28 protein-coding genes and 2 tRNA genes are annotated in these 25653 nt (G+C 57.3%); 7 read left to right on the forward strand and 23 right to left on the reverse strand.

The window, feature by feature from the left end; all coding sequences use genetic code 11:
- The 9 genes from ACZM8Y_RS08190 to ACZM8Y_RS08230 all read right to left on the reverse strand — a co-directional run.
- Positions 1 to 311, reverse strand: a 311-nt coding sequence (locus tag ACZM8Y_RS08190) for a hypothetical protein (RefSeq protein WP_489501701.1), incomplete at its 3' end; no start/stop codon positions are given.
- A gap of 129 nt (positions 312 to 440) precedes the next feature.
- Positions 441 to 1313 carry a tyrosine-type recombinase/integrase gene (locus ACZM8Y_RS08195; protein WP_479860094.1) on the reverse strand — a complete coding sequence of 291 codons (873 nt, stop codon included), beginning with the start codon at positions 1311 to 1313 and terminating at the stop codon, positions 441 to 443.
- On the reverse strand, positions 1226 to 1648 hold the full coding sequence (locus tag ACZM8Y_RS08200) for an Arm DNA-binding domain-containing protein (RefSeq protein ID WP_483971870.1): 423 nt from the start codon (positions 1646 to 1648) through the stop codon (positions 1226 to 1228). Before ACZM8Y_RS08200 ends, ACZM8Y_RS08195 begins: the two co-directional genes overlap by 88 nt.
- A 223-nt stretch (positions 1649 to 1871) precedes the next feature.
- Positions 1872 to 1958: transfer RNA gene (locus ACZM8Y_RS08205), tRNA-Leu, on the reverse strand.
- A gap of 214 nt (positions 1959 to 2172) precedes the next feature.
- Positions 2173 to 2844 (reverse strand): iron-sulfur cluster repair di-iron protein, encoded by a 672-nt coding sequence (gene ric / locus ACZM8Y_RS08210; protein ID WP_482333405.1) that lies wholly within the window; start codon positions 2842 to 2844, stop codon positions 2173 to 2175.
- A gap of 272 nt (positions 2845 to 3116) precedes the next feature.
- Positions 3117 to 4049, reverse strand: a complete 933-nt coding sequence (locus ACZM8Y_RS08215) for an SPFH domain-containing protein (RefSeq protein ID WP_302551948.1) — start codon at positions 4047 to 4049, stop codon at positions 3117 to 3119.
- A 23-nt stretch (positions 4050 to 4072) separates the two neighbouring features.
- Complete coding sequence (locus ACZM8Y_RS08220; RefSeq protein WP_487480110.1) at positions 4073 to 4546, reverse strand: NfeD family protein; 474 nt, start codon at positions 4544 to 4546, stop codon at positions 4073 to 4075.
- A 62-nt stretch (positions 4547 to 4608) separates the two neighbouring features.
- A complete protein-coding gene (locus ACZM8Y_RS08225) occupies positions 4609 to 5277 on the reverse strand; it encodes a PaaI family thioesterase (RefSeq protein WP_487480111.1) in 669 nt (222 codons plus the stop codon).
- A 303-nt stretch (positions 5278 to 5580) separates the two neighbouring features.
- Positions 5581 to 6030, reverse strand: coding sequence for a universal stress protein (locus ACZM8Y_RS08230; protein WP_302551945.1), 450 nt, complete (start codon positions 6028 to 6030; stop codon positions 5581 to 5583).
- 222 nt (positions 6031 to 6252) lie between these two features.
- On the opposite strand from ACZM8Y_RS08230, the gene ACZM8Y_RS08235 reads away from it, so the two are divergent.
- Positions 6253 to 6423, forward strand: a complete 171-nt coding sequence (locus tag ACZM8Y_RS08235; RefSeq protein WP_308771431.1) for a hypothetical protein — start codon at positions 6253 to 6255, stop codon at positions 6421 to 6423.
- 885 nt (positions 6424 to 7308) lie between these two features.
- Here ACZM8Y_RS08235 and ACZM8Y_RS08240 read toward each other — a convergent pair.
- Positions 7309 to 7773: a MarR family winged helix-turn-helix transcriptional regulator gene (locus tag ACZM8Y_RS08240; RefSeq protein WP_479859330.1), complete on the reverse strand. Its 465-nt coding sequence runs from the start codon at positions 7771 to 7773 to the stop codon at positions 7309 to 7311.
- 162 nt (positions 7774 to 7935) lie between these two features.
- Between ACZM8Y_RS08240 and ACZM8Y_RS08245 the strand changes: the two genes are divergently transcribed.
- Positions 7936 to 9162, forward strand: a complete 1227-nt coding sequence (locus ACZM8Y_RS08245; protein ID WP_479859329.1) for an MFS transporter — start codon at positions 7936 to 7938, stop codon at positions 9160 to 9162.
- A 311-nt stretch (positions 9163 to 9473) separates the two neighbouring features.
- On the opposite strand, the gene ACZM8Y_RS08250 is transcribed toward ACZM8Y_RS08245, so the two are convergent.
- The 12 genes from ACZM8Y_RS08250 to pheS all read right to left on the reverse strand — a co-directional run bounded on the left by ACZM8Y_RS08250 (position 9474) and on the right by pheS (position 21311).
- A tRNA-Ala gene (locus ACZM8Y_RS08250) sits at positions 9474 to 9549 on the reverse strand.
- Positions 9550 to 9933: 384 nt separating this feature from the next.
- Positions 9934 to 10395: an SsrA-binding protein SmpB gene (gene smpB, locus ACZM8Y_RS08255; RefSeq protein WP_302551940.1), complete on the reverse strand. Its 462-nt coding sequence runs from the start codon at positions 10393 to 10395 to the stop codon at positions 9934 to 9936.
- Between the two features lie 3 nt (positions 10396 to 10398).
- Positions 10399 to 11232 carry a 16S rRNA (cytidine(1402)-2'-O)-methyltransferase gene (gene rsmI / locus ACZM8Y_RS08260; protein ID WP_308771511.1) on the reverse strand — a complete coding sequence of 278 codons (834 nt, stop codon included), beginning with the start codon at positions 11230 to 11232 and terminating at the stop codon, positions 10399 to 10401.
- The gene (locus ACZM8Y_RS08265) at positions 11174 to 11575 is read right to left on the reverse strand and encodes a YraN family protein (RefSeq protein WP_302551938.1); all 402 of its coding nucleotides are present in this window, start codon (positions 11573 to 11575) and stop codon (positions 11174 to 11176) included. Before ACZM8Y_RS08265 ends, rsmI begins: the two co-directional genes overlap by 59 nt.
- A complete protein-coding gene (gene rnhB, locus ACZM8Y_RS08270) occupies positions 11572 to 12285 on the reverse strand; it encodes a ribonuclease HII (RefSeq protein WP_302551937.1) in 714 nt (237 codons plus the stop codon). The genes ACZM8Y_RS08265 and rnhB overlap by 4 nt, the downstream gene beginning before the upstream one ends.
- A gap of 133 nt (positions 12286 to 12418) precedes the next feature.
- Entirely contained in the window at positions 12419 to 12766 is a 348-nt protein-coding gene (gene rplS / locus ACZM8Y_RS08275) for a 50S ribosomal protein L19 (RefSeq protein ID WP_005029482.1), read from the reverse strand.
- 176 nt (positions 12767 to 12942) lie between these two features.
- Positions 12943 to 14244 (reverse strand): tRNA (guanosine(37)-N1)-methyltransferase TrmD, encoded by a 1302-nt coding sequence (trmD, locus tag ACZM8Y_RS08280; RefSeq protein WP_482334033.1) that lies wholly within the window; start codon positions 14242 to 14244, stop codon positions 12943 to 12945.
- A gap of 338 nt (positions 14245 to 14582) precedes the next feature.
- Entirely contained in the window at positions 14583 to 16577 is a 1995-nt protein-coding gene (tkt, locus tag ACZM8Y_RS08285) for a transketolase (protein WP_487480225.1), read from the reverse strand.
- A gap of 17 nt (positions 16578 to 16594) precedes the next feature.
- A complete protein-coding gene (gene rpe / locus ACZM8Y_RS08290) occupies positions 16595 to 17266 on the reverse strand; it encodes a ribulose-phosphate 3-epimerase (RefSeq protein ID WP_302551934.1) in 672 nt (223 codons plus the stop codon).
- Between the two features lie 6 nt (positions 17267 to 17272).
- Entirely contained in the window at positions 17273 to 17623 is a 351-nt protein-coding gene (locus ACZM8Y_RS08295) for a MerR family transcriptional regulator (RefSeq protein ID WP_302551933.1), read from the reverse strand.
- 77 nt (positions 17624 to 17700) lie between these two features.
- On the reverse strand, positions 17701 to 20100 hold the full coding sequence (pheT, locus tag ACZM8Y_RS08300) for a phenylalanine--tRNA ligase subunit beta (RefSeq protein WP_482331292.1): 2400 nt from the start codon (positions 20098 to 20100) through the stop codon (positions 17701 to 17703).
- A 173-nt stretch (positions 20101 to 20273) separates the two neighbouring features.
- A complete protein-coding gene (gene pheS / locus ACZM8Y_RS08305) occupies positions 20274 to 21311 on the reverse strand; it encodes a phenylalanine--tRNA ligase subunit alpha (RefSeq protein WP_308772189.1) in 1038 nt (345 codons plus the stop codon).
- 517 nt (positions 21312 to 21828) lie between these two features.
- On the opposite strand from pheS, the gene ACZM8Y_RS08310 reads away from it, so the two are divergent.
- Together ACZM8Y_RS08310 and ACZM8Y_RS08315 are read left to right on the forward strand one after the other, a co-directional pair.
- Entirely contained in the window at positions 21829 to 22515 is a 687-nt protein-coding gene (locus ACZM8Y_RS08310) for a hypothetical protein (protein ID WP_482331284.1), read from the forward strand.
- A 1472-nt stretch (positions 22516 to 23987) separates the two neighbouring features.
- Complete coding sequence (locus ACZM8Y_RS08315) at positions 23988 to 24188, forward strand: hypothetical protein (RefSeq protein ID WP_337430355.1); 201 nt, start codon at positions 23988 to 23990, stop codon at positions 24186 to 24188.
- Positions 24189 to 24219: 31 nt separating this feature from the next.
- Here the strand turns inward: ACZM8Y_RS08315 and ACZM8Y_RS08320 are convergent, their stop codons facing one another.
- Positions 24220 to 24363 (reverse strand): hypothetical protein, encoded by a 144-nt coding sequence (locus tag ACZM8Y_RS08320; RefSeq protein ID WP_489501702.1) that lies wholly within the window; start codon positions 24361 to 24363, stop codon positions 24220 to 24222.
- Position 24364: 1 nt separating this feature from the next.
- Here ACZM8Y_RS08320 and ACZM8Y_RS08325 point away from each other — a divergent pair, with 1 nt between their 5' ends.
- From ACZM8Y_RS08325 to ACZM8Y_RS08335, 3 genes are all read left to right on the forward strand, one after another.
- Complete coding sequence (locus tag ACZM8Y_RS08325; protein ID WP_482331273.1) at positions 24365 to 24595, forward strand: hypothetical protein; 231 nt, start codon at positions 24365 to 24367, stop codon at positions 24593 to 24595.
- Positions 24596 to 24850: 255 nt separating this feature from the next.
- Positions 24851 to 25192: a recombinase family protein gene (locus tag ACZM8Y_RS08330; RefSeq protein WP_479858733.1), complete on the forward strand. Its 342-nt coding sequence runs from the start codon at positions 24851 to 24853 to the stop codon at positions 25190 to 25192.
- A gap of 25 nt (positions 25193 to 25217) precedes the next feature.
- Complete coding sequence (locus ACZM8Y_RS08335; protein ID WP_483971867.1) at positions 25218 to 25454, forward strand: hypothetical protein; 237 nt, start codon at positions 25218 to 25220, stop codon at positions 25452 to 25454.
- Positions 25455 to 25653 lie beyond the last annotated feature (199 nt).

Here is a 25653-nt window from a genome sequence, read left to right on the forward strand (position 1 = left end):
AAAGCACATGTCTGTTTAATAGCCCATGTCCCTAACCCCTGATTACGATAATTATCTTTAAAAATTGCAATCCTAAAATTTGCATGTTTATGATAGAAATCAATTTCATTTATTACAGTTTCACCTATAATACTATTATCTTGGGATATTATAAAAAATAAATATTTATCATTAGATTCTATATAGATTTTAACAAAACTACATATTTCATTTTTTGTAAATTTATCTTTACATCCTGTGAGGCGTATTAATTCTTTATCCAATGGAGTATAATTGATATAATATTTTTCAATATCATCAATTTCAGCCATTCTTAATATATAACCATTCATTTCACTTATATAATTATCCACCATTATAGAGCCTCAAAAATATATTTTATTTGACTTCAAGCCCCCGGCCCAGGTCCGGGGGCTAAACAACACTATATCTATAGTCGTTTAGTTCACGACACCTTCGCGCAATTCGTCCAGATAATCAGCCCATCTCTGAAGTAATTCTCGGCGTTTATCCAGATATGACGCATGGTTGTACGCATCACGAACGGTATTTTGTTCCTTGTGGGCAAGCTGGGCCTCAATGATGTCGCCGTCAAAGCCCCATTCCAATTTCTTTTCATTCAGGATGGTGGAGAACATGGCGCGGAAACCGTGAATGGTCATTTCTTCCTTGCTGAAGCCCATTCGGCGGATACCGTTCAACAGCGCCATGTCGGAAATGCACTGTGAAGCTGAATGACGTCCGGGAAAGCACTGTTCGCCGGTGCCGGTAAGCAGGTACAGTTCCCGGAAAAGTCTGACCGCCTGAGTGGGCAAGGGCACGGCATGGGCAATGCGCATCTTCATCCCGCCGCCGTCTTTGGCATTTTCCCTTCTGGCGGCTGACACAACCCAGAGCGCCTTGTCCAGATCAATCTCTGACCACCTGCCGCCGCGAAGTTCAGCGCTCCGCAAGGCCAGATAGGGCAATATCTTGAGCGCATAACCGACAACGGCTCCGCCCTGATATTCGTCTATGCAACGCAGGAGGTGACCAACAGCGGTGGGATCGGTGATGGTGGCGTAGTGCTTTGTCTGGATTGGCTTGAGGACTTCCTTGAGGCCGTCAGCCGGATTGAAAACGATATAGCCGCAAGTGCGGGCAAAGCGGCAGATCTGTCCGGCGGTTTCGGCCAGCTTGTGCGCTGTGACCGAATATCCTGCGGCCTCAACCGGCCTGATTGCGTTCAGAATATCGACCGGAACCAGTTTGCTGATGGGCTTATCGCCAATCCGTTCATTGAGCAGGGAAATGAGCCACTGTTTTTTCTTAATATTGGCTGCCGCGTAGGAATCCTGCCTGGTGGCGAACCATTCCTAGGCGACAACGCCTGTTCACGCGCCGCCACTTCGGCTTCCTCTTTGGCTGCCTTTTTCTGAGCGCCGGGGTCAATGTCGTTGGTAAGCAGTTCCTTGGCCCTGTCGCGCTTGCGGCGCGTGTCTTTCAGAGATACGGCGGGATATGCGCCAAAACTGAGCGTTTTTCTTTTTCCGGCATAGCGGTAATCCATGCGCCATAATTTTCCGCCGAAAGCGGAGAGGTAGAGATACAAGTCTTCAGAGTCGGCCAGTTTTGCCGGAGTACCGTCGGACTTCAAATTCCTGAGCATGGTGTCAGTCAGGCATGACTAAAATACTTTGTTGGCAACGGGTTGCAGGGTGACGGTATTTTTCGGGTCTTGTTTCCTCCATGTCGGCTCATACCGCTGCAAATACCATCATTTTTGTTGGTTCTCCCCGTTTTTCACGACACCTCGCTGGACATACCATTGCCAAAAAAGCGAAGTCCCGCAAGGCGTTTTGCACCTTACGGGACTTGATTGGATTCTTACTTGGTGCCGAAGGGGAGATTTGAACTCCCACGGGGGAACCCCCACTAGACCCTGAACCTAGCGTGTCTACCAATTCCACCACTTCGGCATGGAAGGAAGATATACCCAAAACATTCAGGGCTGGCAAGCGAAAAAACGCCCTTTCGGAAGAAATTTCAGCAAAGGGCATCCTCCCCTCAGTTCCCTGCCTGATTTTCGTTCGGCGCCATCCCGCAACTGGGGATATTCCCCTCTGAATCATGGTAAAGTACGGGATGGGAGGGCTGCCCGCCGTAGGAATACAATTCCCACGATTACAGCGGCTACGCAAGGATCTTCTTGAAAAGGATATTGTTTTCAAGATGGTAGTGCTGCAAGGTATCTTCCTCGATTTCAGCAAGTTTCTTGTACAGTTCACGGAAGGTGTCGCACCCGTCGCAGGGGACGCTGTAGTCGTTTGTGGCATGGCGGAGCTTTTTGAGCAGAGTCCCCGCGGCTTCGTGCTCCTCTTCCAGAATATGCACCAGCGCTTGGCAATGTTCCTTCGCCTCACTGTTGGCGATGGCCGGGAAAAGTTCCGTCTCTTCGCGGATCAGGTGCGGTTCCATCTCATGCGACAACTGGCCAAACAGCTTGTACACGTCGTACAGCTCGGGATGGCGCTTTCCGTGGGCCTTGAGCACTTTCACAATCAGTTCATGCGCTTCCGGAAGCGCTCCCCACAGATAGCTGTGGTGCTTCGTCAGGATAAACTCCACGAGCCGTTCTGCGCTCATTTCAGAGAAAGGCTCAGCAGGCTTTTCCGTACGGGCGGCAAGTTCATCCAGCGCCTTATAAATGTTGCTGTCGACAAGACGCTGTTCCTTGATGACTTCGCCGAGCAGACGCCCGCCGCCGCAACAGTAGTCGATGCCAGCAGCACGAAATATGGCTGAAGATAGAGGGAAATTCACCACGATGTTGCCGACGGAGTGTTCGTGCCATTTATTCTGCATAATAAGCCTCCAATGCTTTGGTATGGGAGAACCGTAGCATGAGGCACGGGAAAAACCTTTGAGTATAACTGGCTATAATCCAAACAATACTGCCGATCCGGGCCCGCGGCTCCATCTTGTAAGCCCCTTGAGGCCTGCGCAGCCCGCCCACAGGAGGAGCCGCCGCCTCGTCACGGATGCCCGGATGCACCGTTTCGGCGGAGCCTGCCCGCAGGGGTAGCCCCGGAAACAACACAAAAAAGGGCGGCCGAAGCCGCCCTTTTCGTGAATTCTTACGCCTTGGCTTGCTTGATTACCGATGTGAGGCTGCTGACGAGGCCGGAAATGTTCGCCAGATCCGCGGGCAGGATCATGGTGTTGCCCTCCTTGGCGAGCTTGCCGAACTGTTCCAGATAGTTTTCCGCAACGCGCAGGTTCGCAGCCTGCGTGCCGCCCGGCCTTTCCATCTGCTCGGCAACGGTGGCAAGGCCGTCGGCGGTGGCCTGCGCAACCGCCCGGATCAGCACCGCGTCGCCCTCGGCCTGATTCTTCATCGCCTGCAGCTTGCCCTCGGATTCGGCGATGGCGGCGGCCTTCGCGCCTTCCGCCATATTGATCCGCGCCTGCATCTCGCCCTCGGACTGCGCGATGAGTGCGCGCTTTTCACGTTCGGCGCGCATCTGCTTTTCCATCGCCTCCATAACCCCGGAAGGCGGCGTGATGTCGCGGATCTCATACCGCAGCACCTTGATGCCCCACGGCGCGGTGGCGGCGTCCAGCGCGGAGATGACCTCCTGATTGATGGTGCTGCGCTCCTCAAAAGTCCTGTCCAGTTCCAGCTTGCCGATGGCGCAACGCAAGGCCGTCTGGGCAAGCTGCACGGAACCGAACATATAATCGCTGATGCCGTAGGCGGACTTTTCAGGGTTCACGACTTGGAGGTAAAGCACGCCGTCGATTTCTACGCTCACGTTGTCTCTCGTGATGCAGGTCTGCTTGGGCACGTCCAAAACGTCTTCTTTCAGGGAGCGGCGGTAGGCCACGGCGTCAATGAAAGGGATAAGGATATGGAAACCCGCAAACAGGACGGCATGAAACTTGCCGAGCCGCTCGATCACCACCGCCTGCTGGTTCGGCACGATAAGCACCGTCTTAAACAGGATGAAGACGACCAGCAAAGCCAAAAAAACGAAAACCGCCAACGAGGGATCGATGAAATCAAGCATGCCATACTCTCCATGTTTGAAGGCTACACAGGCTTCCGGGTGTTTTCCCCTCCGGAAACCACTTCAAGCGTCAACTCGTCATCAGGGATATGCCCCAAGATACGCACCTGCGCCCCCTCCGGCTGCGCTTCCGGGGACACCGCGCGCCAAAAACTGCCGCCCACCGAAATCTCCCCTACCCCATTTACCGGGATAGGCCGGGTTACCGTACCCATTTTCCCGACGTGCAGATTCGGCAGCCCTGCGGACGCGGCGTCCGATGAAACCTGCGTCTTCCCGCGGAAGCTGCGGACAAACAGCCGCCGCAGCGAAAGGAGGAATACAATGGACGAGGCCCCGAAGACGATCACTTCAATGGTCAGATCATCCACGAACAATGCCGTCACCCCCGCCGCCCATGCGCCAAAGCCGAAAAAGAACAGTACGAATGCGGGAGACACCAGCTCCACGGCCAGCAAAACGATCCCCAGAATAAACCACATGGTGGCGACAGACACGACGGCCTCCTCCTTCTTTGAGTACTTTCCGCAACAAAACGCCCGATGCGGCCCCGCAAACGCTACGCATCCCCCAGCGGCAGCCGCGTGCCGACGCCATAGCCTGTTATGGTCGCCACGGCTACAAGATCCCCTTCGGCATCGGTTACCCGAACCTCATATATGGAAAGCGGCTTTCCTGAACGGAGCGCACGCGCTTCCCCCCGTAAAGGCCCCTCGCGGCTTGAGCGCATAAACGAAATGGAGGTCTGGGCATTCGTGCAGTACAGGCCGTCCGCATTGGAAAGCGCCGCAAACGCCACGTCCGCCAGAACAAAAATGGCCCCGTCATGCACCGTTCCCATGCCGTTGAGCTGGCATCCGTGCGTCGGCATCCCGACGAGGCTGTATCCCCTTCCCACTTCCAGCACCTCAATGCCCAGCGAAGATGAAACGGGATCATGCCGTCGAAAGTGCGCGCGAATCTCTTCCAGCGTCAACATCCTGCCTCCCTGCAACAACTTATCAGCCAGCCCCGGACGGCTGGCCCCAGCAATAGGCCAATTTTCCATACTCGCGCCAACCCTGTCAACAGCCCGCCCGTTTTCCTTCCGATATCGGAACGTTACCGATAAGACGAAACGATCCCGTCCGCCCGGCCTCGCGCAGGGCAAGGCGACGTCGGCCTTGGCGAACGCTTCACTCCCCGCCCACCGTCCCATGCTCGCCAACCAGTCCGCTGAAAACCACAACGTGAAGCGGAAGGGGCCCGCCCTTCCTGAAACACACCTCAATGCAGCGCGAGGCATCACTTCCCGGCATTTTGACCGTGGACGGATGAGCCTATAAAAAGGCTCTGTTAGAGCATGTGGTTGTTTCATCTCCACAGTGAGGTGAAAAATACGGCCTTTTTTCCGGTTTTCCCCTTGGCGGGATCCACGGCCAAGGCATTTTCCGGTTATCCCTTTGGAGCTTCAAGAAAAAAGCATCAACCATTTTCCATAACAGAGCCTATAAAAAAGGCGCCCTCCCAATCAGAAGGGCGCCCTTATCGCTTACTTCTTCGGCATAGGGGGCCGGATGGTCATCACAGGGCATGGCGCGGCCCGAACCACTTCATGCGCAACGGATCCGAACAGCAGGCGATCAAACCCCGCCCGTCCGTGCGTGCCCATAATAATGAGGTCGATCCCCTTTTCTTCAGCCAGCTTGACCAGCTCTTCGGAAGGCCGGCCCACGAGAATGACGCCCGTGGCGCCCATCCCGGCGAACTGTCCCGTCAAGAGAGCGTTCATGGACTTCTGGATGGCTTCGTTGGGATTATTCACTTCATTCGGCTGGTTGTTGGCGGAAAGATACACATCCTCATACGGCGTGTGGGACGGGATGACATAAGCGACCAAAATGGAGGCCCCGGCCATGGACGCCATCATCTTTGCGTATTCGACGGAAGGGGTGATTGTATCTTCCAAGTCCACCGCGCAGAGAATCTTCTTCATTTCCATAGATGATGCCTCCGTAATGAAGTGATAGGAAACGCCTTTCCTCTGTCTTCACAATAGCCCGGAACTCGCTAAAGTCAAGGATGCGAGCCCTCGGCGGGGCGCCTTCCCACATTCCGGCGGCCTGTCCGAAACCTCTCTTCCACGCGCCTCCTCCGCCCGCCCCTCCGTACCCTCTTTGACGCGGAGCCTTTCTCTGTTAAGCTTGGACACGGAGGCAGCACTATGGAAACGCTTTTTGCCATTCTGACGGTCATCGTATATATCCTGTTCGCCCTTGTGGGCTTTGTGGCCCTCACCATCTGCGTCTTTCTCTGGATGGTGTCCACACGGACAAGGCAAGATTCAAAAATATTTCAGGAACGCTTTGACGGCTGGCGCAAGGCTCACAGATAGATCCGCCCCTAAAGCCGGGGTTCCGGGGCTTTCGCTTTATCCGCCCCCTGCGGGGCGCTCTCGGTGCCCGGACGCCCTCTTTCTGCCCCCCTCCCCCGCCTCCCCTCCGGCGGCCATCCCTTTGCCCGCGCAGCGTTTTCCCTTTAGGTTAACCCCTAACAAACCGTATAGGGCCCTCCCTGCCCGTGCCTTCCCTCCCACATGGCTAGGGCGTGGCGTCAACCAGATATAATATATTGAAATTATTAAACTATATTTTAAGCTATAAATATTATTTAAATAATTTCAAATAGCTATACACAAAACAACGACATAGCCTAGAGAAACTATTATGACCAGCGTGGGGCTGAGCTAAAGGGGCTGCCTCCATGTGTGTGGGGAAAAGGCACTTACTCACCACGGCACGGGCGGCGGGGCGCTCGGCGGCCCCCATGGGCGTGGGGAAGGCACGGCATGTCGAACCCGCCGAAAGACAGCGACAGGGGTTTCTCCATGTATATGGGGAAGGCACCAATTCCCAGATGCTGACGACGCTGGCCCGTGAGGTTTCTCCATGTATATAGGGAAGGCACCCGTGGACGGCGGCGGAACGGTTTCCTTGGATCGTTTTCCCCATTTATATGGGAAGGCTCCGGATTGCCGGAGGCTGCGGCCTTCATTTCGGCGGTTTCCCATGTGTATGGGGAAGACTCTTTTTTACAAGGCGCTGCCATAGTATGTGGTTGCTTCATCTTCACAGCGCGGTGAAAATGCAGCCTTTTTCTCCAGTTTTCCCATTGGCGGAATCCACGGCTAACGCATTTTGCCGGTTAATCCTCTGGAGCTTCAAAGAAAAAAACATCAGCCATTTTCTATGGCACAGCCAGAGGAAAAACAGCGTTCCTTTCAGGCCTGCTCCTCCCCGTCAGAGGGCGATGCCCCGGCCTCCTTGCCGAAAGCTTTGGCGGAATCCGTCAGGCGTCGCAGCAAGACCTGAAGAGTCCGCTTCTCTTCATCGGAAAACAAGCTGGTGACGGCGGAATCCCACTCCGAAATCAGCCGCATGAGCTGCGGATAAATATCAAGGGCCCGCTGCGTCGGATACACCGTAGTCGTACGTTTATCCTGCGGGTTGGTTTCCCGCCGGATAAAGCCCGCCTGTTCCAATTGCGCCAGCCCTCGCGTCACGTTGCTCTTGTTGATGCCGATCCGCTCCGGCAGCTTGTCCTGCGTAATGCCCGGCTCCTTGCACAGCACGGCAATAAAAAGATACTGGCTCGTGTTGATGCCATACGGGGCAAGCGCTTTGCTGAGGTACATATAATAGTACCGATTGGCCAAGGTGATCCACTTGCAAGTCAGTTCCAACATTCCCTCCCTGTTGATTCCCTATGCCTCCGGAAGCACGGGCTGTAAAAGGGCCTCCAACGCCCTGAGCGGGAAGCGGAAAAAAATTCGCCCCCCGCTTGACAGCATGAAAGAAAACACATAGTCGTTGCGGACGCAACGATTTTTATAGAGGAGAAACCTGCGATGCCGAATCGCCGCATCCGACGCAACAGGACGGAAAACGCACCCAAACGGGGAACGAGGGAAACGCTGAGGGAGATATGCAACCGTAACTTCAATGTGGTAACCCTCATCAATCTGCTGGTCATGACGGCCTATTACCTGATATTCGTCACCAGCACCACGTATGCACGGCAAGCCTATGCCGTGAGCCTCAGCACAGCGGGCTTCACCGCGGGCATCATGGTCATAGGTTGCCTAGTCGGTCGTTTCGTCACCGGAAACCTTCTGTCGTTTTTCGGCTGCCGGAGCATCCTGTGCGCCGGGCTGCTGCTGTACACGGCCAGCATAGCAAGCTTCTTTCTGGCGGATTCCCTGCCGCTGCTGTTCATCCAGAGGCTTCTGGCCGGCATCGGCGTCGGGGTTATCGGCACGGCTACCGGAACCATCGTGGCCTATGTGGTCCCACAGCAGCATCATGGTTTCGGCATCAGCTTGTTCAGCATGAGCACGGCGTTGGCTCTGGCTTTGGGGCCGTTCCTCGGCATTACCCTGAGCGGCCATATGGAGTATGCGACCTTGATGCAAATCAACGTCGGCATCGCGCTGGGCTGTCTCGCCATCTTTTTCGGACTGGGAACCCTCCCGGCGATGCAGCGCCGCCATCGCCCGCTCTTGAGCCTCAACAGCTATATCGATCCTCGTGTGGTGCGTTTTTCCCTTGTAGCACTGATAACGTGCTTGGGTTACGGATGCGTGCAGGCCTTCATGACTTCGTTCGCTGCCGAAAGGGGCCTTTCCGGCCCCGCAAGCCTGTTCTTCCTGCTGTACGCCTTGGCAGCGCTGGCCACCCGCCCCATAACCGGACGGCTGTACGACACCCACGGCGAAAACGTCATCTTCTTCCCTATCTTTCTCTTGACGGCCCTGTCCCTCGTTCTGCTGGCCCATGCGGAATACGGCTGGATGCTGCTCCTTTCCGGCTTCACCCTCGGCGTGGGTTTCGGCAACTTCCAGTCTGTGGGGCAAGCCGTATCGCTCTCCCTGGTTTCCCGCTCGCGCTTCGCTCAGGCCACCACAACATTCTTCATCTTCTTTGACTTCGGCATAGGGCTCGGCCCCTATCTCTTTGGTTTCCTTGTGCCGATCATCGGCTACAGCGGCATGTACCTCACCCTTTCCGGCACAGTGATCTGTGCGCTGGCCATCTACTACATCCTGCACGGGAAACATGCGGCCGGGATAAAGTAGAAGGCCGTGTTATAGAAAATGGTTGATGCTTTTTCCCTTGAAGCTCCTAAGGGATAACCGGAAAAATACCTTGGCCGTGGATCCCGACAAGGGGAAAACTGGAAAAAGGCCGTATTTTTCACCGCACTGTGGAGATGAAACAACCACATACTATAGAAAAGATCCCTACAAAAACACAGCACAAATAACAACCACCCGCACAGCGGGTGGTTTAGTGTTTCGGCCGCTTCATGCCACAACAGATGAAAGCCCATAACAAAAAGTCTCAAGCCAACAGGCTTGAGACTTTTGTGTCTGTAGAAGACGAAATCTGGTGGAGATGAGGGGGATTGAACCCCTGGCCTCAGCGATGCGAACGCTGCGCTCTCCCAGCTGAGCTACATCCCCAAAGGTTGCCGCAGCAACGGAGTCCTCTATACGGGATCACCTTCACGCTGTCAAGCAAAACGGCCCACGCATCCAAACTTTTCCTTTGGCGGAAAACGAAGGGGCATTCCCAAGCGCCGCCTTCACCGTATGCCTTCCATCCGGCGGGCATTTCCAAAGGCTGTGCCATAGAAATGGTTGATGTTTTCTTTCTTGAAACTCCAAGGGAACAGCCCATAACGTGCCGCAATTATGGAGCCATCAACTAAAAACTAGAGGAAAGCCTGTATTTTTCACCATATTATAAAAATAAAACAATCACATCCCATGACAGAGCCTTTCCCAAAGGACTCGGCTGGCGGATCGCTCCGAAAGCCCCTTCCCGGCTACATCCCGATGGCGCCGCTATCCGCGCAATTCGCGCTGCATATCCCGCGTCTCGGCGCGGCGCTTCAGTTCCATGCGGTGATCGTGCAGCTTGCGGCCCCGCCCAAGAGCCAGCTCCACCTTGATCTTCCCGTGTTTGAGATACAGCTTCGCCGGAACGATGGTCAGGCCCTTCTGCTCCACTTTCGCGGCAAACGATGCGATTTCCTGTGCGTGCATCAGCAGCTTGCGGGGCCTGTCCGCGTTTTGCTCCACGTACCCGGCATTCGTATACGGGGCAATGTGCAGGCCGATCAGCCACGCTTCACCGCGCTTAAACTCCACATAGCTGTCCGTGAAATTCACCTGCCCGGCGCGAAGGCTTTTCACCTCAGGCCCGGTCAGGGAAATGCCCGCTTCGATGGTTTCCAGATATTCATAAATATGACGGGCCTTACGGTTGTCCCCAATGAGGGAACCGCCCGATTTCTTGGCGCTCATAGCTTACCTCCTTGCGGACAGCAGCGCGTAAATGCTCTTGACCGTCCATCCGGTCGTCCGGGTCTGCACCCGGCGCGCGACATCCCGTGGCGAACCGCCCAGTTCCCGCTCCTCGGCAATGAGGCGCAACACCTCTTCCCTGTCCGTCACGCCTCCGGCTTCCGCAGGCCCGACCACCACCGTGATCTCGCCAAGCAGCTCAACCCCAGCCGGGACGCCGTCCTCCAGCCGCCCAAGGATATATTCCTCATGCGTTTTGGTCAGTTCGCGGGCAATGCAAAGTTCCCGCGGGCCGAGCACGGCATGGGCCGCAGAAAGGGTTTCGCCCAGTCGATCCTTACGTTCAAAGAAGATAAGCGTCAATGCCAGATTGGCAAAGGGCGCCAGCGTCTTTTCCTGATCCGAGCGGCTGCGGGGAAGGAACCCCAAAAACGCGAACGGCTGCGGCGCAATGCCGCTCCCGGCGAGCGCCGTCACGGGCGCACTCGGCCCCGGAACCACCGATACGGGAATCCCCGCCGCGCGGCAGGCACGAACCAGCCGGTAACCGGGATCGGCCACCAGCGGCAGCCCGGCGTCGGAAATGAGCGCAAGCGTCCGGCCTTCGTCCAGCAGGCCCAGCACTTCGTCCAGCTTGCTCTCTTCGTTATGGTCATGAAAGCTCATGAACCGCTTGGCTTTCACCCCGCAGCGCTGGCACAGCAGCCCCGCCCGGCGGGTGTCCTCCGCAAGAACCGTATCCGCGCCTTCCAAGACTTCCCGCGCGCGGGGAGAAAGATCACCAGGGTTGCCAAGCGGCGTCGCCACTACCCATAATTTCGGAGATGTCAAAGACATGGCGGTAATAATCCAGTTCAAAGGTTCCGCCCGCGTCACGGACGCAGACAAGATCGAATCGGCAGGGGACATCCCATTCCCCGCTTGCGGACAAATAGGCTTGGGCGGCTTTGACCACGCTGCGGCATTTGGCGGGCGTCATGCTCGCTTCGGGCGAAACAAGCCCCCCTTTGCCGCGCAGACGGACTTCGACGAAAACCAGCTCGTCCCCGTCGCCGCAGACAATATCCAGTTCATACGAACCGCTGCGCCAATTGCGGGCGAGTATCCGCATCCCGGCCTTTTCCAGCCAATCCGCGGCGGCATCCTCCCCGGCGCGCCCCTTTTCCTGCCGCAAGGTCACAAAAGCGAACCCTGCCGCGCCGTCTGCTGTTCGGGCAAAACGCCCCGGAACGTCTTCCGGTGCATGGGGCACGGCCCAAGCTCACGCAGGGCGGCAAAATGCTCTTTAGAGCCGTAACCCTTGTGCTTGGCGAAACCATAGCCGGGATAGCGGCTGTCGAGCTTGTCCATGAGCATATCCCGGAAGGTCTTGGCGATGATGGACGCCGCCGAAATGACCGGAACCAGCGCATCGCCGTCCACAATGGATTTCTGGCGCGGGGATGACGGCCAGTACGCCGCGCGCTGCCGGAACAGCGGTTCGGGGATCGTCTGGTTGCCGTCGATGAGCAAACCTTTGGGCCGGACTTTCAACACGCTGGCGGCGTGGCACATGGCCTTGAGCGTCGCCTGCAAAATATTGATGCGATCGATTTCGGGAGGCCAGACGACGCCAAGCCCCCAAGCCAGCGCCACGGCCCCGATCTCGGCGGCCAGACCGTCCCGGCGGGTGGGCGACAATACCTTGGAATCCGCAAGGCCGGGAATAACCGCGCCTTCGGGCAAAACCACCGCCGCCGCCACCACGGGCCCGGCAAGGCAGCCCCTCCCGGCCTCGTCGATCCCGGCAACCGCCGAAAGGGGGATGCCGGGGAACCAGTCGCCCGATTTTGCAGAAGGGCACAAAAGCAGCTCTTCCTGCACGGACACGGATTTTTTGCGGCCAGCCATACACTCTCCGTAACAAAAGGCCAAAAAGGGAAAAAGGGATCTTTCCTGTAAAGATCCCTTTTTCCAGAACGCCCGTCGCCGGGCGGGAAACGCCTCACTGCGGGGAAAAACGCCCCTTTTCCCTGATGGGGGACTAGTAGCGCTTCTTGGGCTTGATGCGGGCAGCCTTACCCTTGAGATCGCGGAGGTAGTACAGACGGCTGCGGCGCACGGAGCCTTCGGTCACCAGCTCGATGTGGTCGATGAAGGGGGAGTGCAGGGGGAAGATACGTTCCACGCCCACGCCGTCGGAGACCTTGCGAACGGTCACGGTAGCGCCCACGGTGCCGCGGTGCATACGGATCACGTTGCCCTGGAACACCTGGATACGTTCCTTTTCACCTTCGACGATACGGAAGTGCACTTTCACGGCGTCGCCGGGCTTGAAAGCGGGAATATCAAGGCGCATCTGTTCGCGTTCGATCTTTTCGATAATGGTCATGTCCTTCTCCTCAAAGAAGTCGTTGCCCCGTCTGGCGGGCAACCTGAAGTTATGTCGCTTCGTTTGTCGGTGACTCCCGAAACGGGCTGTCGCTTGCGCTCTCTCGCCCCGTCGTCGGGGGAGGTATCAACACAGAGCATTGCACCGTACCGCAAAGGTGCGGCCGTGAAGAGGCTCTAGCAACAGTCGCCGAGCACCCGATCAAGGGTAATGGCGACCGCCCCACGCACCGGGAGATGGTTGTACGCATCCATCCACCGCAGCGGCCTCAGTACGCCGTCGCAGGCGTCCAGAATCTCCGGGGCCATTCCGTGCCCTGTCCCGAAAAGGAGCAGAACAGGACGATCCGCAAGCAGATCCCGCACAGCCTGAGGCGTCATGACGCCGTTGTCCCTCGCGCTGGTTCCCAGCAGAACCGGGCGCTGTCCCGTGCGTGCTTCCACAAAATCAACGGCTCCCTGCACATCGGAAGCCATGCGGACGAGGCTGAACGCTTCGGCGCGATCCGGGTTGGAGGCGCCTCCGGGCCCTTCCGTCCAATGGCGGATCAGCGTTTCCAGAATGGCCTGCTGATCCTTCAGGGGGGTCACAACCGTGAAACTCCCCAGCCCATATGTGCGAGAACACCGTGCTATATCGTGAACGTCGAGGTTTGTCAAAGAGGTTGCGCCGGTTTTGCGATCACCAAGGAAAACGGGATAATGCACCAACGCGCAATGGAGGTTCCGGCCAAGGCGGAGCCGTCCGGCGGCCTCCGCCGTTTCCCGCAGGTACGCCATATCATCCGATGTCAGCGGCGCTTCGTCCAGCATGTCGGGCCGGACCCGAAGCGTCGTCCGCAGCGACTGCTCGCGCCGCCACTTGGCTATGCGCCCGTGATCCCCCGAACGCAGCACATCCGGCACGGGCACATCCTCAAACACCTCCGGGCGCGTAAAGTGCGGATACTCCAGCAGGCCCGCCGAAAAACTTTCGTCGTCGCCGGATTCCTCTTTCCCCATGAAGCCGGGGATGAGCCGGGTCGCGGCCTCCACCAGCATCATGGCGGCGGCCTCACCCCCGTTGAGCACGGCCTCGCCCACGCTGACCTGTTCGACCGGCAGAATGTCCATAAGCCGGGCGTCGATGCCTTCATACCGGCCGCACACCAGCGTCAGCGTCTCTTCCCGCGCCAGTTCGCGGGCCAGCGACTGCGTGAGCGGCTTACCGGCGGCGGCGAGCATGATGATCCGCCCCGCCCCGCCCCGCTCCGTTTCCAGTTCCCGCAAGGTCTTTACCAGCGGTTCCAGCATCATGACCATGCCGGGCCCGCCGCCGTAAGGACGGTCGTCCACGATATGGTGGCGGTCTTCCGTCCTGTCGCGGGGGTTCAGGATGTCGAATTCGACAAGCCCCGCCTCGCGCGCCTTGCCGAGCAGGGCCGTATCCAGCGGGGACTCAAACCATTCGGGAAACAGGGTCAGTATGTTGATTTTCATAGTTGTCGTGTGGAGATACAGATTGGGGAAGGGGGGAGAAACCTTTCTGAAGAAAGGTTTCTCCCCCCTTCCCCAAACCCCATCCCCTCTCTTCCCAAGACTTTCGCCCTTATCGAATCCCTGTTCGCAGGTTTCCCTCTTTATCAGAAGAGAGGGGGAACAGACGCCGCTTCAGTTAGGGATGAAAACAGCGAATAAAAATACGCTCTTCCTGCTCTCCCGCCGCACAACCTCCCCATAAATCAAAAGTCTTAGGAAGGAGAGGGGCGGGGGTCTGGGGGAGGGGAGAGGAAAGCCCTTCTCCAGAAGGGTTTCCTCTCCCCTCCCCCAGCCGTTCCCTACTTCAACAAGCTTTCGGCAACGTCAACGACATGCTCGACGGTGAACCCGAAGTGCTTGAACAGCACATCGCCGGGAGCGGATTCGCCAAAGCCGGACATGCCGACCACAGCGCCGTCGAGCCCCACATACTTCCACCAGCCGTCCACGGAGGCCGCTTCGACCGCCACGCGCGCACGCACGGCGCGGGGCAGCACGTTTTCCTTGTACTCGGCAGGCTGAGCGTCAAAAAGCTCGACGCAGGGCATGGAAACCACACGCGCCTTGCGGCCCTTCCCGGCCAGCGCTTCGGCGGCGGAAACGGCAAGCTGCACCTCGGAACCCGTGGCGATAAGGATGACATCGGGCGTGCCTTCGCAGTCCTTGAGGATATATGCGCCGCGCTTCACGGCTTCAAGCTGTTCCGCCGTGCGGGTCTGGGGCGTCAGGCCCTGACGGGTCAGCACCATGCAGGACGGTTCGGCGGACTCAAGGGCCACCTTCCACGCCACGGCGGTTTCCACCGCATCGCAGGGACGCCACACGAACAGATCGGGAATGAGGCGCAGGCTGCTCACATGCTCAATGGGCTGGTGCGTGGGGCCGTCCTCCCCGACGCCGATGGAATCATGCGTCAATACCCAGACGAGGCGCTGCTTCATGAGCGCGGACAGGCGGATGGCGTTTCTGGCATAATCCGAGAACACAAGGAACGTGCCGCCGTAGGGGATGAACCCGCCATGCAGCGCAAGGCCGTTCATGACCGTGCCCATGACGAATTCACGCACGCCGTAGGACAGATAATTGCCGTTCCAGTCGTCGCGGCCGATGCGGGAAGCCTTTTCGTGCCACGTGCCCACGGAACCGGTCAGGTCGGCGGAACCGCCGAACAGTTCCGGCAGATGCGGAGCGATGGCGTTCAGGACGTCGCGGTTGGCGATACGGGTGGCGACCTTCGGCTTGTCCGCGTCAAAACGGGCGATGGCGGCGGAAGAGACGCTTTCCCAGTCGGCGGGCAGCGCGCCGCTCATCCGGCGTTCAAATTCGGCGGCAAGCTCGGGGTAGGCTTTCGCGTAGTCGGCGAACAGGGCCTTCCACTCGCCTTCAAGCGCCGCACCGCGCTCGCGGGCGTCCCACGCATCCTTGATGTCCTGCGGCATGACGAAGGGTTCATCCTTCCAGCCGAGCGCGGCACGCACGGCGGCGTTTTCTTCCGCACCCATCGGCGAGCCGTGGCTCGATGCCGTCCCGCCCTTCTTGGGGGAACCGTAGCCGATGGTCGTCTTGCAGCAAATCAGGGTCGGACGCTCGGTTTCCTTGCGGGCGAGAACCAGCGCCGCGTCGAGCATGGCGGCATCATGGCCGTCCACGCCGGAAATGACGTGCCAGCCGCACGCTTCAAAACGGGCGGGCGTATCGTCGCCGAACCACTGGCGTACGTCGCCGTCGATGGAAATGCCGTTGTCGTCATACATGACGATGAGCTTGCCGAGGCCGAGAGTCCCGGCGAGGGAACAGGCCTCCTGCGACAGCCCTTCCATGAGGCAGCCGTCGCCGAGGAACACGTATGTGTGGTGATCGACAATGGGGAAGCCGTCGCGGTTGAACTCGGCGGCGAGCAGTTTTTCAGCCACAGCCATGCCCACGGCGGTGGCAAAGCCCTGTCCGAGCGGCCCGGTGGTGGTTTCCACGCCGGGGGTCACGCCCTTTTCGGGGTGGCCGGGCGTGCGTGAGCCGAGCTGACGGAAATTCCTGATATCGTCCATGCTCAGGTCATAGCCGGTGAGATGCAGCACGCTGTAGAGCAGCATGGAGGCATGGCCGTTGGACAGGACGAACCGGTCACGGTTGGCCCACTGGGGGTTGGCGGGGTTATGGCGCAACACGCCGCGCCACAGGGCTTCCGCCATGTCGGCCATGCCCATGGGCGCGCCGGGGTGGCCGGACTTGGCCTTGTCTACGGCGTCCATGGAAAGGATACGAACGGCATCGGCAAGTTCTTTACGGGAACGCATGGTTACTCTCCGTCAGCTTACAAAGTCAGTGAACGGGCTTCCCCCGCCTTGCTCTCAAACGCCAGACGACGGGCCTCATAGGGTGGAACCGAGAAAAACGCCGAACCGGACACCAGCACGTCCGCACCCGCGCGCACGAGATCGGCGGTGTTGTCGGGCGTGACGCCGCCGTCGATCTGGATAAGCGCCTCAAGGCGGCGATCGTCCAGCATCCGGCGAAGGCGGCGGATCTTCTCATAGGTGATCGGCAAAAATTTCTGGCCGCCGAATCCCGGGTTCACGCTCATGAGGAGGATCATGTCGGCATCCTCCAGCACGTATTCCAATGCGGACAACGGGGTGGCGGGGTTAAGCGCGACGCCGGCCTTCATGCCCAGACGCCGGATTTCGGCGAGCGTGCGCTGCAAATGCCGAGTGGCCTCGGCGTGCACGACCAGCATGTCGGCACCCGCGGCCTGAAATTCGGAAAGATAGTTTTCGGGCTCCACGATCATCAGATGCACATCAAAAAACAGGCCGCTGCGCTTGCGCAACTGCCTGATGACGTGCTGCCCGAAGGTAATGTTCGGCACAAACCGCCCGTCCATGACATCCCAGTGCACCCACCGGAGACCGGCGGCCTCCAAAGCCGAAAGCTCCGCCGCAAGGTTGCCCACGTCAGCGGAAAGAAGGGAAGGAGAAAGAATCATCGGAGCTTACCTTGTCGGTTTAAGACGCTGCCGTCCCAACAATGCCTGCAGGGCCATCAGTTCGCTTTCCACATGGCGGAGCATGTCTTCCGCGCTTGCCTGGGCCTTTCCGTCCCCGGACTCGGCGCATTCCCGGCTGAGGACGCGCCTGGCCCCTTCGATGGTCATCCCCTGCTCGTGCAGCAAGGTGCGGATGCGCCGGAGCACGACGAGATCCGCATCGGAATACAACCTCTGGCCTTTCGGCGTACGCAAGGGGCGCAGCTGCTCGAATTCCGTTTCCCAGAAACGCAATACGTAGCCTTCCAGCTTCAGCATCCGAGCCGCTTCCCCAATGCGATACGTCCGTCCAGTCATAGAGTTCCCATGCGGAACGCGTCATGCTCCATTGATTACAGACAAAAAGACATGCCTCGCCAGTGATGCGCCCGCGATCAGATACGGACGCCCAGATTCTTGATAAGCGATTGTGCCACCTTTTCCCGCTCCTTGTCCACCTCGGCATCTTTAAGAGTCCGATCGGCCTTGCGGAACGTGAGCCGGAAGGTCAGGTTGCGTTCTTCCTTATCCTTGGGCTCATACAGGTCGATGAGGGTCACGTCTTCAAGGATGGCGATCCGCATGTCGCGGATGTGCTTCTCAACGGCGGCCACGGACAGGGTAAGCGGCGCGATGACCGTCACGTCGCGGCTGGACGCCGGGAACACGGCCAACGCCTTGAACACGATGCGGGCCGCCCGGTGCAGATCCCACAAGGTTTCCAGATCCAGTTCCGCCAGCCAGATGCGCTTGCGGGCATGGTAGGCGTCGGCGAGCTGCGCCTTGGCTTGGCCCACCACACCGACGGGCTTCCCATCGACGGCCACGCGCACGCACGGCGCAAGGAAGGGATGGGCGTTTTCGTCACGGGTGAACACAGGCGCGGGAAGATTCAGGAACGCCGCGAGATGCTCCACCAAGCCGCGGATGTCCGCATATCCGGCGTCGATTTCCGCATTCGGCCATGCCGTGTCGTACAAGGAACCGTACATCACCATGCCGAGGCGGGCGCTTTCCTTCGCCGTGGTCTGGGAAGCGGGATCGGCCTCAAATACGTTGGCCACTTCAAACAGGCGGACGCCCATGTTGCCGTGCGCGATGTTGGTGCGCACGTTCTGCAGCAGGCTTGGGGCGATCTCGGTGCGGAGCACATTCTGTTCTTCGGTCAGCGGGTTGATGATGTCAATGCGGCCTTCCTTGGGAAGGCCAAGGTGATCGAGATCCTTGTGCCCGACGAAGCTGTAGTTCTCGGCTTCGTTCAGGCCGAGGCCGCGCCCCCACGCCTTGATGCGGGACAGAAAGCCGTATCTGGATTCCGGCTGCCCGAAACGATCGAGGGGACGGGAAACGGCGGGCAGGGTTTCCGGGATGGTGTCCATGCCCTTCACACGCGCGATTTCTTCGATAAGATCCACTTCGCGGCTCAGGTCGGAACGCCAGCTTGGGGTCGTGACTTTCCAGTCCGCCTCGTCGGAACGGTCAAGGCCGCAGCCCAGACGTTCCAGCGTATCCGCGCAGAATGCGGGCTCGACATCCATGCCGAGCAGATCGACGGCACGCTGGACACGGAAACGCGGTTGCGGGGCCGCCCACAGCTTGGGCTCCTGCGTGCAGGCCCCCGTACGAACCACGCCGCCGGAAAGCTCCGCCATCAGGCTGACGGCCCTGTCCATAGCGAACCGGGAATTGACCTGATCCACGCCGCGCTCGAAGCGGTAGGAGGCTTCGCTGGACAGGGCGAGACGCCGGGCCGTCTTGCGGATGGTTTCGGGACGGAATACGGCGCTCTCAACCACGACGTTGCGGCTGGCGTCGGAAATTTCCGTATTAAGCCCGCCCATGACCCCGGCGAGAGCAACAGGCTTCATGCCGTCGCGGATCAGCAGGTCGGCGGAGGTCAGCACACGCTCCTGACCGTCAAGGGTCACAAGGCGCTCGCCGTCACGGGCCACGGAGATTTCCGTGCGTCCGCCTTCCAGCTTGTCGCGGTCAAAGGCGTGCAGCGGCTGCCCCAGCTCCATCAAAATATAGTTGGTGACGTCCACAATGTTGGAAATGGGACGGATACCCACGGCGTGCAGACGGTGGCGCATCCACATGGGCGACTGCCTGATGGTCACGCCTTCCACAAGGCGCAGCTGGTAGAACGGGCACAAGTCGGGATTCGGGATGTTCACCGCCCACTCCGAAGCCCAATCCGCCCCCTGTGCCTCCACATGCACCTTGGGCAGCGTCAGAGGCAGCTTGAAAGCCAACGCCGCTTCGCGGGCAAGGCCGAGTACGGACAGGCAGTCGCCGCGGTTCGGGGTGATGCCGATTTCCAGAATCTCCGTATCCAGATCCAGCGCGTCGATGAGGCGGGTGCCGACTTTGAAGCCTTCGGGCAGCACCATGATGCCGTTATGATCTTCGGAAAGCCCCAGCTCTCGCTCGGAGCAGATCATGCCGAACGAGGGCACGCCGCGCAGCTTGGCCTTCTTGATGACCATGCCGCCGGGCATCGTCGTACCCACCAGCGCCACCGGGACCTTCTGCCCGGCGGCCACATTGGGCGCACCGCACACGATGTTCAGCACTTCTTCCTGTCCGACATCCACCGTGCATACGGCCAGATGATCCGAGTCGGGATGGGCCTCTTTCGTCAGGACGTGCCCGACGACGATGTCCTTGATGGCATCATACGGATGGATGATGTCTTCCAGTTCCAGCCCAAGCATCGTCAGGCGATCGCCGACTTCCTGAGCCCCGGCTTCCACCGGGACAAATTCGCGCAACCATTTCAGACTTAACAGCATTGCTCAATCCTTTCGGGGCATCGCCCCAAAAACCGCCAAGGAAAGCCTTCCCACAAGACGGCGCATTCTTCTCTTGATCGGGATCGCAAAGGCATTTTTCCGAATGAACCGGAAACCGCCTGCAAGAAAAAGCTGAAACCGATCCCGATTCCCTGTCCGAAGGAGGGGATACCCTAGGCAAACTGGCCGAGGAAACGCACGTCGTTCTCAAAGAACATGCGCAGATCCCCAATGCCGTACTTCAGCATGGCGATACGTTCCACGCCAAGGCCAAAGGCGAAACCGGTCACCTCTTCCGGGTCGTAGCCAACGGCCTTGAAGACTTCGGGATCGACCATGCCGCAGCCGAGGATTTCCAGCCAGCCGGTCCCCTTGCACACGCGGCACGTGGTGCCGCCGACATGCCCCTTCCCGCCGCACATGCAGCAGGAAATGTCGGCCTCGGCGCTGGGTTCCGTAAACGGGAAGAAGCTCGGACGGAAACGGATGCGGGTATCGGAACCGAACACTTCACGCATGAACGCGGTAAGCGTCCCGCGCAGGTCAGCCATAGTCACGTGCTTGTCCACGAGCAGGCCTTCGACCTGATGGAACATCGGCGTGTGCGTGATGTCCGAGTCGCGGCGGTAGACGCGTCCGGGCGCAACCACGGCAACGGGAGGCTTCTGCTTGAGCATGGTCCGCACCTGAAGCGGGGACGTATGCGTACGCAACACAATGCCGTCGGACACGTACAGGGTATCCTGCATGTCGCGCGCGGGGTGTTCCGGCGGAATGTTCAGCGCCTCAAAACAATAGTAGTCCGTCTCCACTTCCGGGCCGGATACGATGTCGTAGCCAAGCCCCTTGAAGATGGCGCAGATTTCTTCCATCACCATGGTCACCGGATGCAGCGAACCGCGCCATGGCAGGCGTCCGGGCAGGCCGGCGTCAAAGCGCGCCAGTGCGGCGGCTTCTTCGGCGTTGTCGAGAGCCGTCTTCTTGGCTTCAAACTGAGCGGTCAGGCTTTCCTTCACCCGGTTGGCGGTTTGCCCCAGCAAAGGCCGCTGCGCAGGTTCAAGTTCGGGGAGGCGAGACATGATACGGGCAATGCGGCCCTTGCGTCCGAGGAATTCAACCCGGAGCGCTTCCATTTCCTGCAACGAAGAAGCCTGATCCAAACCCTTTTCAAGTTCCGGGATCAGGCTTTCAAGTTCCGTGAGAAGGTCCATCTAGACAACCTAATAATTTCGTTACACTTTGTGTGATTACATACGGCCGGATACGACGCCGAACAATAAGGACTTCAGTCTTAGCATACCGGGAATGCCTTGTAAATCCGCAATGCCGATGCCCCGGTTGCACATGGCGGCGTGTACTTTCCTGCCGTTTGGGCGCCTGCCCCGGCTCTGCCCGCCCTTTTCCATATCGCCTTTTCAGTGAGCGCGTGGGAAAACATTCCCAAGCAACGCACCTTTTCAAGACATCTGTTGTCACGGAAATGATTCTCAGTTATGCTGCTGGAACCATATTCTCCCGCATGGAATATTTGCGGCGCTCCCCACGGCCCCATACCGCGGCGGCCCCACTCCAAGCAAACAAGGTATACGCATGGATCTGGACGAACGGATTGAAGAATTCCGAAACAGCCTCCCCGAAAAGAAAAGGGAAGCGTTCGATTCGTTGCCACACGACTATAAACAAACGCTCATTGAGCCTGAGGCCATCAAAAAAATGGCCCAAGCGTCCTTGGAGGCCGCCGGCGCCATGAAGCGCACCCCAGCCAAGCTTCCGTCCTTCCCTGCGCCCTACTCCCTTCCCGGCAGTTTTCTGGATGAGTTGGATGAGCACCCCGTTGCGACCTTCATCCAGATCAAAAAGGAGTTCAACAAAGAGTTTTCCACATGGGTAGCCGGCTGCTGCCAATACTTAGGATCGTTCATTGAGCTGAATTCCGGCAATTTCTATGTGAACCTTACCCAGTGCCATTTAAACAAGAGAAACATCGAGGCCTGCGCCAAGCTCCTCTACCTTTCCGGCGTCATGCTTGATGACAAACACAGCATGAACTATTTCATTCAGATCGCGCGGGAAATCACGCGATCTTTCTATCCTCTGGATACGTCATCCATTCCGGCGGATATTTCTGATCTGGACGACCTCACAAAACACCTTGAACGGGAATACAAGCGCCAGCACCCCGAACATTGGTTTGAAGATTGGAGGCAACGCGTTACGCACGAACTGCAAGAGCTTTTCAACAAAAAAGACTTGGTTGAAAAAACAGCCTTGCCGAACCAGCAGAAGCCCCAATATCAACCCACGGCCCCCGCAAAAAAAGTACAGCCTGAAAAAAAGCGAAAAGAAAAAGGCTGCCTGGGCGTTTGCCTCATACTGGTAGCACTTGCCGCTCTGGGAATAGCCTTCCTGCATTAGTTTCGCTTGCATAGTCTATATCATGGTGGGGAAATCCGTGCGACTTCCCATCTTATATTGTACCTTCTCTCATTTCTTTTCCACTTGAAAGCAACACGAATACCTTAATGCTTCGGTAAGGGAGCTTTCTACACGCCATTTTGAAGTTCCACGTAGCAAGCCAATAAAAGCCCACGATCGTAGGGTCTGCCAAGCGGAAAAACAGAGAAAAAAGGTATGCCTGTCATGCGTTAAGGAAGAATATCACGCCCTCGACAGGGGCTTCTTACAGGCAGTGGAACCGGGGGTGCACGGAGGGGGAGAGAGGGGATGTTACGGGGAAGGGGGCTGGGGCCGTTAGAGAGAGAGAGAGAGAGAGAGAGAGAGAGAGAGAGAGACGCCATCGAGCATCCCTTTATTATCCACTGTGCCGGAAAGTGAAAGGCATCCACCCACGCCTTTGTGGAGTCTGTTTTATGGGCAACACCGTCGAATTCAATTATTGATAACCGGCTGTACTTCTTCATATGAAAGGTCGCCACATGATGGAAAAACCGTTTTTCGTATTCCCGAATCCATCTGGAAAGAAGGGCTGCGACTGTCCGTGACGCCATGAAAGGAAACCAGCCTCTCACGTATTCGCCCATGTTCTGCTATCTGGTACGAACCTCCAAAATTCGATTCGCCGTCCCTGTAAGGCCGAAAGATTCATATTGTGGCCACCTGCTTACAAAAAAGCACAAGGTTAAAAAAGCCTACCGCAATCTAAGGGATATGCTCCTCAAAGAAGCGGATACACACCCTATACGCAAGGCATAACCAGTCTGCCGTTTTCCCATCTTGTTTAAATTTCCCGTTATGCTCCCGTCCGATCCCTCACGGGGGTCTTTTGACGTGTACCAGCCCTCCTGAAATCCAAACGGATTCAGAAGATTTTTTGTGAAGCAGCATCAACCGTCCCATCCCCACGGTCTTCTCTGTCTGCCCCAACTTTTCAATATGATCCCCATAAACAAGAACGCATGGAAGGAAACTTATCTCAGCGGGCTCTATCCCAAGCCCGAAATAATCGCAACATCTAAGGAAAACATTGACATATTCATGGAAAGCCTGAGCAGTCAGGGGGAAAATCATGCGGTAACCTCCTGCAATCCTCTCAGGGTATTTTGAACGGCAATGGATTGTTCCCCTCTGGGATCATAGCGGATGGAAAACGGCATCATTACCCGCGAGTTCAAAAGCAACAGACCGCTTTAAGCAGGTTGTCCTTGAAAACCCTTAATCTTATCAAAAATGCACTCCACGCCATTATTGATTGGGAGGCGTGTGGGGGGAGGCGGAAAAAGAACATTGAGAAGTATGGGCGGCAAAGCTGAGGAAGTGGAACATTTCTTTAGTCCCCCTTTCTCCCGAAGTCTTCATTTTCAACTATCCATACTGGAAAAACAGCCCTCCTTCTTGACGGGCTGAAAAAGACGCTTACCGCAAATATCTTGCTCAAGCGTAACGGTAAATGGAAACGCTGCACAAAAAATAAACATGGCTGGAAGTGGAATGTACGGCTTGCCGAGGCAACGTTGTGGGAAAAAACGGGGCTGGAAGCACATCTACAGAAAATGAAGGTGCCCAATGGCAGGGAATCGGGAGTTTTTACTGCAATCGACGATTCCGCCCGCAACATCTCGACGTTGTAGAGAGCAAGAAGGCTGAACAGCTTCAGCACCGTTAGAAAAAGGGACGCGTCAGCAAGAGGAGGAAAGAAGAAGAAGAAGAAGAAGAAGAAACGTCAGCAACCACGGTCTGCCCGCAGCATGAGGATAACGCAAGGCGTTGGAGGAAGAGTTTCGCGCAGGCCGAGGATATAGCCACTATGCTTCTTGAAGCGTGGGCGGCTGTCCCGTTCAACTGGAAAGACACAAAGCCAATCCGGGGCGACGCTCCACCCAAGACAGGGAAAATACTATGCCATCACCACGGCCCAGTTCAAAAAATCGGACATGAATTCGCCAAGCTCAAACCTACCGCCGCCGCTTTGGGCGGAAATCGGATGACGCCTATGAAGAAGGCTGTTTTTACCCTGTCCCTGAGCTGGATCGGATGAAAAAACGAAGTTTCGCAATGCAGGAAATTGCCGGACACCTGCACGGGAAAAGAATCCACGTAAGACCGCCGCCTCTTGCCAAATACCGCAATGGACTCAGGCGGCCAAAGATAAAAAGATGATCCCCCAACCCAATCCGCCGCAGCCAAAGCCCCCGTCATTGCGGCGCGCACCGCCACTGAAAGCCGATACGTCTCTTCCTTCAACTCTGACAGACCGCTTGAGGAACCGTAACATCAACACGCAGGGAATAGTATGGAACAGACATACGGATATATCCGCGTCTCCAGCACGGATCAGAATGAGGGACGCCAACGCATGGCCTTTGAACAAAAAGCCATTCCCGCCGACCATATTTTTATGGACAAACCATCAGGCAAGGACTTTCAGCGTCCTCAATATCAGGAATTGCTAAAACGCCTTAAGCCCGGCGATCAGCTCTGCATTACCAGCATTGATCGGCTCGGGCGCAATTACGAGGAGATTCAGCAACAATGGCGCTTTCTTACCAAGGAAAAACGGGTTGACATCCTCGTCTTGGATATGCCCCTGCTCGACACAAGGCACGACAAAGATCTGCTCGGCACCTTCTGCTGACCTTGTCTTGCAGGTACTTTCCTTTGTGGCTCAAAACGAACGGGAGAATATCCGCAAACGGCAGGCTGAAGGGATCGCCGTGGCCAAACGAAATGGCGTAAAGTTTGGCCCAAAGCCGCAACCATTGCCAAAAAATTTCTCGGAAATCTTTCTGCTCTGGAAACAGGGAAATATCTCCATGACGGAGGCCACGAAACGCACGGGCATGGCCCGCTCCACTTTCCGTAAGAAAGTAAAATCATACGGAAAAACTTATCCATAGGCGGATAGAGAAGTCTACAACCGTGCCACCCTCTACAATTTTCTGTCAAGGATCAATTTACCACCTCAAAAACATATAATCAAGTGTTATGAGACAGTTCGGAACGGTCTGTCCTCAATGGCGCAGTTGTAGACTTTTTCGCCACCCTATCTTCGGTACCACTAACAGAGATGGATTCATAAGTTAGAAAGGGAGCAGG

Source organism: Bilophila sp. (assembly GCF_057864385.1).